The sequence below is a fragment of the uncultured Tateyamaria sp. genome, from assembly GCF_947504105.1.
Taxonomy (GTDB): Bacteria; Pseudomonadota; Alphaproteobacteria; order Rhodobacterales; family Rhodobacteraceae; genus Tateyamaria.
The window spans coordinates 1-13,627 of the sequence record NZ_CANNGP010000069.1 but is presented as its reverse complement, the minus strand read 5'-3'; the positions used below and the strand labels follow the sequence as shown (position 1 = coordinate 13,627).

5 protein-coding genes are annotated in these 13,627 nt (G+C 59.2%); 2 read left to right on the top strand and 3 right to left on the bottom strand.

The genetic code is table 11. The features are described from left to right. Window positions 1–3,037, bottom strand: a 3,037-nt coding sequence (locus Q1A75_RS22210; RefSeq protein ID WP_299593062.1) for a calcium-binding protein, incomplete at its 3' end; no start/stop codon positions are given. Window positions 3,038–3,427: 390 nt separating this feature from the next. On the opposite strand from Q1A75_RS22210, the gene Q1A75_RS22205 reads away from it, so the two are divergent. After that, window positions 3,428–7,546: a glycosyltransferase family 2 protein gene (locus Q1A75_RS22205; protein ID WP_299548488.1), complete on the top strand. Its 4,119-nt coding sequence runs from the start codon at window positions 3,428–3,430 to the stop codon at window positions 7,544–7,546. A gap of 4 nt (window positions 7,547–7,550) precedes the next feature. On the opposite strand, the gene Q1A75_RS22200 is transcribed toward Q1A75_RS22205, so the two are convergent. Both Q1A75_RS22200 and glf read right to left on the bottom strand, forming a co-directional pair. Continuing rightward, window positions 7,551–10,106, bottom strand: a complete 2,556-nt coding sequence (locus Q1A75_RS22200) for a calcium-binding protein (RefSeq protein ID WP_299548485.1) — start codon at window positions 10,104–10,106, stop codon at window positions 7,551–7,553. Between the two features lie 138 nt (window positions 10,107–10,244). Continuing rightward, a complete protein-coding gene (gene glf, locus Q1A75_RS22195; RefSeq protein WP_299548482.1) occupies window positions 10,245–11,381 on the bottom strand; it encodes a UDP-galactopyranose mutase in 1,137 nt (378 codons plus the stop codon). Between the two features lie 628 nt (window positions 11,382–12,009). Between glf and Q1A75_RS22190 the strand changes: the two genes are divergently transcribed. After that, a partial coding sequence (locus Q1A75_RS22190; RefSeq protein ID WP_299593059.1) for a M10 family metallopeptidase C-terminal domain-containing protein occupies window positions 12,010–13,627 on the top strand: 1,618 nt, incomplete at its 3' end.

The following is a 13,627-nucleotide window of genomic DNA, read 5'->3' as shown; positions in this document are numbered from 1 at the left end:
CGCCGCCCATGAAGACAGAATCCCGCCCGTCGCCGCCATTGATGGTGTCATTACCAGCGCCGCCCCGCAGGGTGTCAAAGCCCCCGCCACCAAGGATCGTGTCGTCGCCGGTGCCGCCAGAGACGCTGTCATTGCCGAACCCCCCGTCGAGACGGTCATTCCCGTCCCCACCCAAAAGCGTGTCAGCCCCCTGGTTGCCCGTTGCAACGTCATCGCCACCGCCCGTGGTCAGCGTGTCGTTGCCCAGCCCGCCGGTCACGGTGTCATTGCCGCTGGCGGAGGTGAGGCTGTTGGCCACATCGTTGCCGACCAGGATCGCATCCCAGCTTCCGGCCATTTCGAAATGCTCGATGTTGAGCAGCGCGTCCTGCCCAAGGGTCGTGCCGTCGCGCCCGTGGGTGCCTGCCACCAGATCAAAGCGCAGCACCTCGGCCGGTGTGAGTCCGGTGACATCGGTGAACAGCGTGTCCTCGCCGTCACCGCCATTAAAGATATCCTGACCGCCGCCGGAATTCACGATCCGGTCGTTGCCTTGGCCGCCCAGAATGCTGTCATTGCCAGCGCCGCCGTCCAACACGTCATCGTCGTTGCCACCGCGCAGGGTATCATTGCCGTCACCACCGGTCAGGGTGTCATCCCCGGCATTACCGATTAGGCTGTCGTCGCCCTGATCCGTCACGATCAGGTTGGCCACGGTGCTGCCGGTGACCGTGATGTCAAAGTCGCCGATAAGCTCGACCGCTTCGACATTGATGAGGGTGTCGCGCAGGTTCGGGTTGCCGACCGCGCCGGAATCTCCGGTCAGCAGGTTGGTTTCCACTGCAAAGCTTTGCGGGGTGGCATCCGACAGGTCGATGCGTACGGTGTCGAAACCGCCGCCTCCATCAAACGTGTCCTCGCCGCTGCCCATTTCCCAGACATCGTTGCCGGCACCGCCAATCAGGCTATCGTTGCCGTCTCCATCAAGCAGCACATCATTGCCATTGGCGCCGCGGATGGAATCGTTGCCGTCTCCGCCTTCCAGCCTGTCAGAACCACTACCCCCGACAATGCTGTCATTGCCTTCGTCCCCTTGCAGCCGGACACCGTCTGTCCGCCCCGAAGCGATCAGGACATCGTCAAAGATCGAGCCCCGGACCTGGTTGATGCGGATCAGCGTATCGGTGTCGCCGAACGTATCCGTGGCGGTGCCGGTGGCCGTAGCCTGATTGCCCGTCCCCAGGTTGACGGTGACCCCGGCGCTGCCGCCTTCGAAATGTTCGTTGCCGTAGTCCATCCGGGCATCGCCGCCGCCGGCATCGATGGTGTCATTGCCTGCGTTGCCCTCGAACCCTTCCCAGCGATCCTCGGCCGCGCCCGTGATGCTGTCGCTGTCTTGCGAGCCCTGGAAGTAGTGGATGAATGTGAAAGTGTCGTTCACCCGCCCATCGCCCGAAACCACGGTGCCGGTCCCGTCCACGCCCGACGTGATGGTCAGACCGCCCACGCCCCCGATATCGGCATAGCTGATGTCGGCGCCTTCCCCCGTGGCCCAATGCGCGGCATGGCCCAGGATGGTGTCCTGGCCCAGACCCGCGCGGATGAAATCGCCAAAGCCCTGCGTGCCCACGATGCCGCCTGAGGCGTCGAGCAGGTCGTTGCCGTCTCCGCCATAGAGTGTGTCACGCCCGCCGCCGCCGCGGAGCGTATCGTTGCCGTCTCCGCCTTCCAGCCGGTCGTTGCCCGTGTTGCCCAGGATGCTGTCATTGCCGCCGCGCCCTTCGAACAGTTCATCCGCGGCTGCGCCGATCAGCGTGTCATTGCCCTGGCGCGATCCGCGCACGTGTTCGATCGAGATCAGCGTGTCGGTAAAGGCATTCCCGTCCCATGTCCCGGTGGCCGTTTGCGTCGCAAGGTTCACATTGACTGCATCCACGCCCGAACGGTCATAGCGCACTCGGTCGAACCCGCCACCGCCATTGACGGTGTCATTGCCCTGCTCGGTGATGAAGCTTTCATTCCGGTCCGAGCCCATGATGCTGTCATTGTTGTCGGTTGCGCGGATTTCCAGGCGTCCATCGCCGCTCAGGATGTTGATCGTATCCTGACCGCCAAAGCCGTCATTGCTGACGATGCCGGTGGCAAGGTTGACGGTGATGCCGGAGGCCGGGGCATCCTGGGACCCGAAATCATAGCTGATCCGCCCGCCGCCGTTGGCGATGTTGATATTGAAGGTGTCATTGCCTTCGTTGCCGCGCAGGTTGAACCAGCTGTTGTCCGAGTTTGTCACGTTGAAGACATCGTTGTCCTCTCCGCCCTCAAGGCCGAGGCCATCCGCCTCCATCACCCGGCGCACGTCGATCAATGTGTCGCTGAACCCGGCCCCGCTGATCGAGCTGATATTGGTGGAGGCGTTGATGTTGAAGGTCAGGGGGCCATCAATGAGATCCTCGTAATCGAGGAACTGGAAGGTCGTGCTGTTGACCCCCGAGAAGTCGATGGTGTCGTTGCCCAGCGTGCCTTCGATGTCGCCGCCTTCGAAGTTGCCATTGTCCGCTCCGGGGGTGATTGAATCACTGCCGCTGCCGCCCAGCAGCCGGTCATAGAACGAGGATCCCGTGACCGTCATCGGAACGGTCAGCATCGTGGCCAGGTCAAAGCCGAACAGGTTGAACATGTCGACGCCGGACGTGGCGCCACTGGCATCTACGGTGAGGGTGGGGCCGAGGTTGAACAGGGCTGCCATGGGCGCGTTGTTGCCCACTTCCAGAGCGTCAAGGGCGTCGGCAATGTCGACCAGAGGCCAGGACAGGTTGGACAGGGCCCCGAGGGGGACCGCTCCGGACGTGACGCTGATCCCCGTGACCGTGCCTGAGACCGCGTCCCCATTGCTGTCCAGCACCAGGTTGACGCCCGAGATGGTGCTTGTCAGGCCGCTCTCGGGATTGAACATGACGATCTCCGTCGAGGAGTTCGATACGGGGTTCAGATCTTCGGTTGTCGTGGTCAGGGCGTTGCGGATAAAATTGTCATCACTGCCGGTAATCGTGATCAGCATAATAGTCCCCTTAGAAGCTATTTTTCAAAATTCTGTACTGCTGCGTCCGGGTCATATTTCCTGGCTTATACAATACGCATCAGTTCAATTGCCCGCTCAACCCTATGCGCGGGTCCAAACGCGATGCAAGCCTGTCAGTCGTGTCAATTGACCATGGATCAGCGGATTGTCGCAGCCAATCATGTGCGATTTCCCGCCCCGCGAGAAATTATCCGCCGAAGCCCTACAAGATACCGTGTTGGATGCACAATCTTCTATCAGGATTGGAGTAAACCCGCCGCTTCGAGAGGCGTCACAGGACCACCCGCCAAAGGTGCATTGCATCCATATTCAAGTTTGTCCAAAGAGTGCCTAAGATTTTTTAAGTCGAATTTCTCCCAGGAGGCGAACGTGCTGACATTCAAGGCGCATGGTGGCGCAGAGTTCGGTTTTGTGACGGATTTTTCGGCGTGTGAATACGCCAACATGTCCTTCTTCGCACCCAATCGCAAAGACATCCTGTTTCACCTGTCGCTGCGCAAGAGCGCAGGCAAGGCGGCAGTAAATCTGCGTCAGGATGGCCTGTGGGGTAGCGAGATCATGCATGATGTCTCGCTGGCGACAGCCGGGGATACGGTGGCGATCCACATCCGGGATGCGCGGGTGGATGTGACGCTCAATGATGTTGAGATCTGTGTTTACGATGGGGATTTTCCCGCGCTCGATACGGTTTCCTTCGTCAACTTCAATGGCGGGATCGATGCCTCGACCGTGCTGATCGCGGGCGCGGCCAACGAAGCCCGGACCGGTGAGGGGGATCTGCAGCTGACCGGCTTCATGAATGTCGAAGGATGGGCGGTTGATCCGGGTTTGCCCCGGCAGGATATCCAGCTGAGAGTCATGGGCCTGACAGACCTGATATCGGTGATCCCGGTGTCCCATCCGGAGATCGCGCAGCAATATCGGCAATCGGATCAGCATGTGGGATTACTGGCCAGCCTGCCCGGCCGGATCTGGGAAGCGGCCGACCCGCAGACCGGCAGCGTCCAGCTGATGGCACAATCCAATGGCCTGCCCTGTGGCGCACCGTTTGAAGTGACACGTGCCGAAACGTTGAAACGGATCGAGATGCAGCTGAGCAAGCCAATCGATCCTGCTGCACCCTTTGACGGAATCCTGGCACTTGAACATATCCGCTATGGTGATTTTCTGTCGGACCTGTCTGATCCCTGCCGCCAGATCGTCGACGGGGCGGTCATGCAATTCGGGCTTCAGGATTTCCTGGCCCAGCCCAATGCCACCGAGGATGAGACCTCGGATCCGCCCCTTCCGGCACTGCCCGCGCTGTCACCTAACGCGATGTTGCTGATCCGGGTGCGCACCCGGTTCGCAGAGGCCATCCGCACGAAATCCGAAGACGTACGCCATATCGAAATCCTGCGGGACATCCTTGCGCACAACACCCTGGCGGTGCCCTTGCTGTCGGATTTCCTGCTGTCCCTGGTCGATAAATTCTGCACGGTGGACCAGTTCGAGGACCTGTTCGACTTCGGCACCCGTATGGGCGTCAGATGGTTCGAGGTGGGCGAGAACGTCTGGTACAATTCGGTCATCGTGCCGTTTCTCTACATGGAGAACCGGATCACCGATGTACGCGAGGCGTTCTGGAAACTGGCCAGTGACACGCCCGGCTGGCTCGCCACGCCCTCCATCAGCTGGACGATGCGCAAGCTGCTGTCCGAAAACTGGGTCTCGGCACATGAAAAACACATCGAAGATATCTCGTTTGCCTTCATGGCTGTGGTGGAAGAACGCCAGAAGAACTATTGGGCGCCCACCACCAGCCAGGCCCTGATCGACGCGACCGTGTGCATGATGCAGCATATGCACCGCATGCCCGAATATTTCGAGGACCTCGCAACGGCCTTTGCCCTGCGCATATTCGGATTGTCGCGCAGATTCTGGGAAACGTACCGTCAGTCCGGGGCTGCGGGCCTGTCTGAACGGCTGGACTATGGAGGCACCTGTTTCGACATCATCGCGGCCTATGCCAGCGGCACGAAGACAGAGCCCGTTGCCTTGGATCGGGCTTTTGCCTTCTTCCATGGGTTCAATCCGACCGAAACGCTGCGCTACCAGCGCGAATTGCTTGGGCCCTCTGAAGGGGTCACCGACGGGTCGGGCAGGCTGGACGAAGCCAGGGTGCTTTCGACAAAGGACCACGACGACATGTTGCTGCGTTACTTTGCATTCCCCGGACAGGCCGAGGGTCCAAGTGACCAGACGACGCGCCATGTGTGCATGGCGATGCGGGACAAGTATCTTGGCACCAGCAAGGGCGTGAACACCCGGCAACAGGAACGCGTGCTGTCGGAGATCACCGCGCTGCTGGATCAGGTTGCCGCCGCGGGCGCACAGGGGCAGGCCACGGACTGGCAGCCGCCGCTGAAGCGGATTCTGGATCGTCTCTCGATCCTGAACTCCCTGCGTAGCAATTTCTTCGGCATGGGAGTCGGGATCTCGCTCTTGGATTGCCTGCTGCGACTGAAGGCCGATGACATGGCGACATCAGTGATGTCATGGATCGGCAAGGTGCGTGGCGACATCCCGCCCGACCATCTGGATGGCCTGTTCAGCCAGCCGGCCATCTTCAGCGCCCTCGAACGACTGGCGCGCGGACCGGAATCAGAACTGGCGCGGGCCACGCTCCAGTTCTTCCCCAGGTTCGTGCCCCCTTCCGGGGGGGCTGCAAGCGAGATGGAGACCTGGACGGGGGTGTCGCATGTCACGCCCTTGTACGACACGATCGTCACGGTCTTTTCCTGTCGCCCCTATCTCGACACACGGATCCCGCCGATGCGCGATGGCTGGCTGTCGCAGCTTGAAAAGCGGGGGATCCCTTACATCATCGTGGTGGGTGATGGGGACGGCCAGCGGGACGGCGACGTGGTCTATCTGGATACACCGGACGACTACGAAGGGCTGCCACAGAAAACACTGGCAGCGGCCAAGTGGATCCATGACACCACGCCCTTCACCTACATGTACAAGATCGACGATGACTGTTTTGTCGATGTGGACCAGATGTTCGGGGCGCTGACGCACCGCAAGTTCGATTATTACGGGCGCACGCTGACACGGACGGCCGGGCAGACGGACCGGGTCTGGCACTTCTCGAAATCCACCTCCGAGCGGGGGCGCAAGGAACTCGACAAGTCACCTGAGCCTGCGGAATACACCGATGGGGGCTCGGGTTATTTCCTGAGCCGCCGTGCCATGCACAAATTGTCCGAGGCCAGCCAGACCATTGCCGGTCAGCAATTGATCCGGTCCAGTTTCATGGAAGACAAAATGGTCGGAGACCTGCTGCACAGCCAGCACATCACCCCGTCCAACGAAGACTACCACGTGTCGATCCGGCGCCGGACCCACAGCGGGGCGGAACCCGTGCCATTGTGGGAAAACAGCTTCCATCCGGGCCCATCCAGCATCGTCAAGCAGTTGCATCTCGATACGCACGCGCACCAGGCCGATGCCATGGCCCGCAGCACACAGCCGGGCCTGTGGCCACGCAAGCTGTGGCCGACCTTTGCGCCCGTCCGGCTGGGCTACAACAGCAACGCGCTGGAACTGATCAGCCCCGAGGCCAAGCTGGAACAGCTGAATGCCGCGCCGGTGGCCGCCGTGGCCTGCATGCGCAACGAGATGTTCATGCTGCCCCATTTCCTGGCGCATTACCGCAAGCTGGGGGTTCAGGCCTTCCTGATTGCCGACAATTGTTCGGATGACGGCACGCTCGAATATCTGCTCGAGCAGCCCGATGTGGTGACCTTCTCGGTCGATACGGATTACGGGCAATCGGAATATGGCGTGGCCTGGCAATTGACGTTGATGGCCAATCTCAGGGTCGGGCGCTGGTCCCTGGTCGTCGATGCGGACGAATTGCTGGTCTATCCGAACTGGACGCGGACCAAGCTGCCCAAGCTGCTGAGTGGCAAGGCCTTTCGGGATGCGGACGCCGCACGGATCTACATGCTCGACATGTATCCGAAGGGGCCGCTGAGCGAGGCCGATTTCAGCTCGGGCGATCCTTTTGCCGAGGCCGGCTTTGTCGAAGGCGCGCCGTTTTTGCGCGCCACCACCGGGCGGGGGCCCTATTGCAACAGCGATACGATGACCAGCGCCCTGCGCCATCGCCTGTTGCCATGGTCACGGCCCGAGCTGTTCGTGGCGCAGAAATATGCGCTGCTGAAATACCAGCCCTGGATGCGTCCCTCGGCCGGGTTCCACTATGTGGGCGACATCAAGACCAGCAAAACCGAGATGGTCTTTGCCCATTTCAAATACACCGCCCACTTCCGGCAAAAGGCCCTGGACGAGGTCACACGCGGTCAGCATTTCAACAATGCCGAGGAATACCGCAAATACCTGGCGCTGATGTCCGAAGGGCGCGAGGTGATCTATGACCCCGACCTGTCGGTGCCATGGGACGAGTGCGCAGAGGTCAAACAGATCCTGTCAGGGGCGTAAGGGTTCAGACAAAGACGATGTCGTCGACGCCAAAGCCCGACAGGTCCGTGCCCGAGCGCAAGACCGCCACATCAGTGCTGCCGATAGAAACGGTGATTTCATTGGCTTCACTGTCATAGCCGACGCTCATGGCCCCTGCGGTGGTGCCCGCCATCTCGATCACGTCGATGCCCAGTGCGAAGTCGGTGACCAGGTCCGTTCCGTCCACGGCATCCGTCGCATCAAAGACAAACGTATCCGCGCCCGCAGCCCCGGTGAGCGTATCGCTGCCCGCACCGCCATTCAGTGTGTCACTGCCATTGCCGCCGCCCAAGGTGTCATTGCCGAGCCCGCCATTGACCAGATCATTACCGTTTTCGCCAAAGAACCGGTCATCGCCCCCGCCGCCCTGGATCGTGTCATTGCCAGCGCCTGCAAAGACGGTGTCACGGCCAAAGGTTCCGCCTTGGGTATTGTCGGTGAACAGGTCATCGTCGCGGCCCAGCAACACCCGATCCTGGCCGTTGCCACCTGCGACTGTGTCATTGCCGTCGCCTGCGTTGATTGTGTCCGCCCCGGTGCCGCCCCGGATCAGATCATCGCCGCGGCGCCCGTTGATAAGATCGTTGCCGTCTTCACCATGGAAGACGTCGTTGCCGCCGCCACCTTCAATCGTGTCATTGCCCCCTCCGGCAAAGACCGTGTCGCGGCCAAAAATGTCCCCTTGGGTATTGTCGATAAAGAGGTCGTTGCCCCGTCCCAGCAACACCTGATCCTGGCCGTTGCCACCGTCGACCGTATCGTCGCCGTCGCCCCCGTTCAGCGTATCGGCCCCGGTCCCGCCAAAGATCGTATCATTCCCAAGCCGCCCGTTGATCAGGTCATTGCCGTCGCCGCCATAGAAGGCGTCGTCGCCATTGCCGCCCTGGATCGTGTCGTTGCCACCCCCCGCAAAGACCGTATCGCGGCCAAAGATACCGCCCTGGCCATTGTCCTGGAACAGGTCGTTGCCCTGGTTGAGATAGACGAGGTCCTGGCCATTATCACCGCGCACGGTGTCACTGCCCGCGCCTGCGTTGATAGTGTCGGCCTCTGTCCCACCGGAGATGCTGTCGTTGCCCACCCCGCCGTTCAGCATGTCACTTCCTGCGTCGCCCAACAGGGTGTCATCGCCGCCGCGCCCGTCGAGAAGCGCATCGATGCCGTTAGCAGAGATCAGCGTGTCATCGCCTTGGCGTGAGCCCCGCACGCTCTCGATTGAGGCGAGTTTGTCGATAAAGGTGGAAAATACTTCCTCCTCTTCGAACGTCACTTCGTCAAAAATACGTGCGACATAGGTGACAACAGCGGTTCCAGTGGCGAGATTGACATTGACAGCATCCACGCCGAAGCGGTCATAGCGGATGCGGTCATTGCCCGCCCCCCCGTCGATCGTGTCATTGCCCTGCTGGGTGATGAAACTTTCGTCGAGGTCCGAGCCGATGACATTGTCGTTGTTGTTGGTGCCCTGAATTTCGAGGGTCCCGGTGCCGTCGAGGATGTTGATCGTTTCGGCATTTCCGAAGCCGTCGTTGAAAATCATGCCCTGGGACAGATCCGCGACAAGGCTCTGCGGAGCGGCTTCAAATGACAGATCGAACGCGTCGCTCCCATCTCTGAAACTCAGCCGGACAAGACCACCGTTGAGCGAGATATTATACTGATCCGCACCTTCGGCGCCGAGGATGTTGATGAATCCACCATCAGCGTTGGTGACATTGAAAACGTCGTTCCCATCGCCGCTGCCGATGCCAATGCCATCTGCAAGCACAAGGTTGCGCAAATCAATGAATGTGTCTGTAAAGGTTTGCCCAACGACCGTCGATTGGTTGCTTTCGGCGTTCAGATTGAACGTGAACGCCCCATCCACACGCGTCGAGTAGGTCACCCAGGGGCCGTCCGTAGGTCCTGCGTTTGAAAAGTCGATGGTATCATTGCCCTCTGTGGCAATGATCTGTCCGCCAAACGGCTCTTCGATATTCCGTCCGGTGACAATCGTATCATTGCCCAACCCGCCGACAAGCACGTCATATGCGGGACCACCGATCACGGTTATGTCCTCAGTCAGTAGAGGCTGAATTTCACCGAAGATATCGTTTAAGCGAAACTCATCAACGGCTTGGCTGCCATCAAGCGTGATTGGCCCACCACCGTTGAACAGATCAGCAAGCAACGAGAAATCTTCATTTGCATAAATAGCGTCAAGGGCATCGAAGAATTCAACAATGTCCCAGGACAGGTTTGTCAATTCGGCTACGGTCTGGGTAGTATCAATATCGAAACTATCATATTCAAAACTGATACCGGTGACCGTCCCTGCGACAGGTACTTCATTTCCTGGTGTCCCGGAAAAGGCAAAACCGGTGCCCGTTATCGTGGTTGTGTAGCCAGTCGGCGGGTTGCTCAGTACCAGCTCTGTAGCACTGGCTTCGACAACTTCCAGAATATCCAATCCGCTGAACGGGTTGAAGAACGCTCTCTCAAAGAATGCAGACGGATCTGAGCCATCGGGCTCTGCGCCAAAATAGGTAAGCGTTGTCATGGACCATCCCCACTCTTTACAACCCCAAGCTTCAGGCACCATGCCGAAAGTGCTTCAGGTTGAAAAGACGGTAAATGCCCCTCTTTTCAAAATGAAACATTCCGTAGCAGAAAGATTGGGTGGCGTATTGAAAACGCCCTAAAGCGGCGCTTTCACGAATACCGGCGTATCCGCCCCCTTTTCCAGAAACACCGCCGCCGTATCCATCGCTTCTCGGATCGTCACATCCATGTCCAGATAGCGATAGGTCCCCAAACGCCCCACGAATGTGACCCCGGTTTCTCCTTCAGCCTTGGCCACGTAATCAGCCAATAGCGCTTTTTCGTCGACCTGCCGGATCGGGTAATAGGGAATGTCGCCCGGTTCGGCCAAGCGGGAAAACTCGCGGTACAGCACCGAGCCGTCATGGCTTTCCCAGGGGGAGAAATGCTTGTGTTCGGTGATGCGGGTATGGGGCACGGTCTCTTCGCCGTAATTCATCACCGCGCAGCCCTGGTAATCGCCGTCATAGGTGAAGCGTTCGAAGTCGAGCGTGCGGTAGCCCAGCCGCCCCAGATCGTAATCGAACCAGCCATCAAGCGGCCCGGCATAGAACACATGATCATATTCATCCGCCTGATCACGGGTGAAGGTTGTGCTCAGATGCACTGTGATCGACGGATGGTCGAGGATGCGGTCGACCATGGCCGTATATCCGTTTTCCGGCATGCCCTGGAACTGGTGGAAGAAGTAGTTGTCGTCGTAGTTGAAGCGCACAGGCAAGCGTTTCAGGATCGAGGCGGGCAGCTCTGTGGGGCTCATGCCCCATTGCTTGATCGTGTAGCCCTTGAAGAACGCCTCGTAGAGGTCGGGGCCGACGAAACGCAGCGCCTGTTCCTCGAAGGTTTGCGGATCTTCGATCGTGGTGTCGGCCTGATCCTCGATAAAGGCGCGCGCCTCGTCCGGGCGCAGGGTCTTGCCATAGAACTGGTTGATCGTGTGCAGATTGATGGGCAGGGAAAACACTTGGCCCCTGGACGTGGTTTTCACTCGGTTCTTGTAAGGCAGGAACGTCTCGAACCGGTTGACGTAATCCCAGACCTCTTCGTCATCGGTGTGAAAGATATGGGGCCCATAGACATGCACCATCACACCGGTATCGGCATCGCGTTCAGTATGACAGTTCCCAGCAATGTGATCACGCGCTTCCAGGATGGTGATCCGGTGGCCCGCCTCGGCCAGCGTACGTCCGATCACTGCCCCTGACAGGCCCGCACCGACAAGAAGAATGTGCATGAAGAACTCCCGAAATTTGATCGGTGTTGTGACAGGTCTGCCAAAGCGCAGCAACGCCAATGTCGGCGGGGTTCAGAGCATGGATAAGCAGGTTATCGCCAGTAAAACAAAACCGTATTCCAGGGGAATCCGTATGGATGCGTCTTAAAATTGCCCAAGTTTTGCGCATGATGGTACGGAATACGATTTTCCTGGGGATTCTGAGTGCCATGATCGGGAATAAACCTGTGCCCGCGCGCAGCGTGGAGCGGCCTGCCGTGCGTGTGCACTGCGCGGGCCAGTCCCTGCCGTCTCGGGATATGCGCGCCTTGTGCCGACAGATGGTGCAATCGCTGGCCAGGGTCATGCCACATGCGGCCTTTCGCCAAGTATCAACCACACAGTGGAGGCCGTATGGTGATCAGGACATTTCCGTCCGTCTGGAAATGTCTGAAAGGTCCGGAAAACTGCTATGGCAGGTTGGGCCAATGGGGGAATTGCAGACTGGACCAGACCGCCCTTTTCACGCACTCAAAGCATCACCCGCCACTGCATTACGTCATTTCACGGATGATCTGGTGGCATCCACACATTCAATGGTAGCGGCCATGACCGCCACCGCATCGTATTAAAAACTAAGGATATTTTCATGTGTACGGTTTGTATGCTGACGCAAACTTTCGACCCGCTGCGTCATGGTCCTGATCAGCCGATCTTTGCGGACATAAATGAAAGCTCCGATGCGGCCGAAGATATTTCGACCACCTATACGATGGCGGTGGGCGACAGCTTTCTGGGAAACATCGCCTCCTCCACGGATGAGGACTGGATTCGTGTCGAACTGACGGAAGGGATAGCCTATGAGTTTGCCCATAATGGCATCTCGCTCAGCGATCCGCTGGTCCGGCTTTACGATGCCTCCGGCACAGAGATCGCATCGGATGATGATGGTGGGGCGGGACTGAACTCCCTGATAATCTATACGCCCACGACGACGGGCACCTACTATATTTCGGCCGATGCCTTCGGCAGCAATATCGGCACATATGAGCTGTCACTCTCCGAGGACATTCCACTGCCGCCACCGGGCACGACCGGGACGCTTGAGGAATTGGGCACGTTCTTGATGGAGGGGACATCCGGTGTCCAACGCACCTATAACACCAGCCAATCCAACCAGATTACGGTCAACCTGTCGGGTTTGACCGCCGATGGCCAGCAACTGGCCCGCTGGGCGATGGAGGCCTGGGAAATGGTGGCCGATCTCGACTTTGTCGAGGTGAGTTCGGGTGAGATGATCACCGTGGATGACGAAGACAGCGGCGCCTTCGCCTTCTATCCCAATTCCGGGTCAACCAGCACCGCGAACGGCTACAACACCGATGGGGTCGAACTGAACGTCACGCGCTCATGGCTGACCAACAGCGGCACCACGCTCGACAGCTATTCGTTCCAGACTTACGTCCACGAGTTCGGCCATGCGCTGGGGCTGAACCACCAGGGGAACTACAACTTCGATCCCAACGGGCCGGATATTACCTATCAAAACAGCGCCTATTTCACCAATGACAGCTGGCAGATGTCGGTCATGTCCTATTTCAGCCAGACCGAAAACACATCAACCGATGCGTCCTATGCCTATACCAGCGGTGCGATGATGGCGGATATCTGGGCCATCCAGGAATTCTATGGCGCACCAGACGAGAATTCAGCCACCGCAGGCGACACCACTTATGGGGCGGGGTCGACCCTGGGCAATTACATGGACGAGATCTTTGACTGGCTCTCGACCGGCAACACCACCACCGACGTGACCGGCAACTTGATGGCCTATACCGTCTATGACCGCGACGGGATCGACACGTTCAATTTCGGCTTCTCGGTCAATGACGCGCGGCTCGACATGCGGGGCGCACAATTCTCGGATTTCGGAAACCTCACCGGCATCCTTGGTATCGCGCAGGGTACGGTGATCGAAAACGCGATTCTGGGCTCCGGCAATGACACCGTGACCGGCAACACGGCGGCCAACAACATTATCACCAGCGACGGCAATGACGTCGTGACGGGTGACCGTGGCAATGACACGATCATTGGCGGGGAAGGCAATGACAGTCTGAACGGCGGCGGAGATGCCGACAGCGTCTCTGGCGGCAATGGGGACGACACGATCCTTGGTGGCAGTGGTTATGACACCCTGCGGGGCGGCGCTGGTAATGACACCATCAATGGCGGCGACGGGCGGGATTCTGTCTTCATGGGCGGCG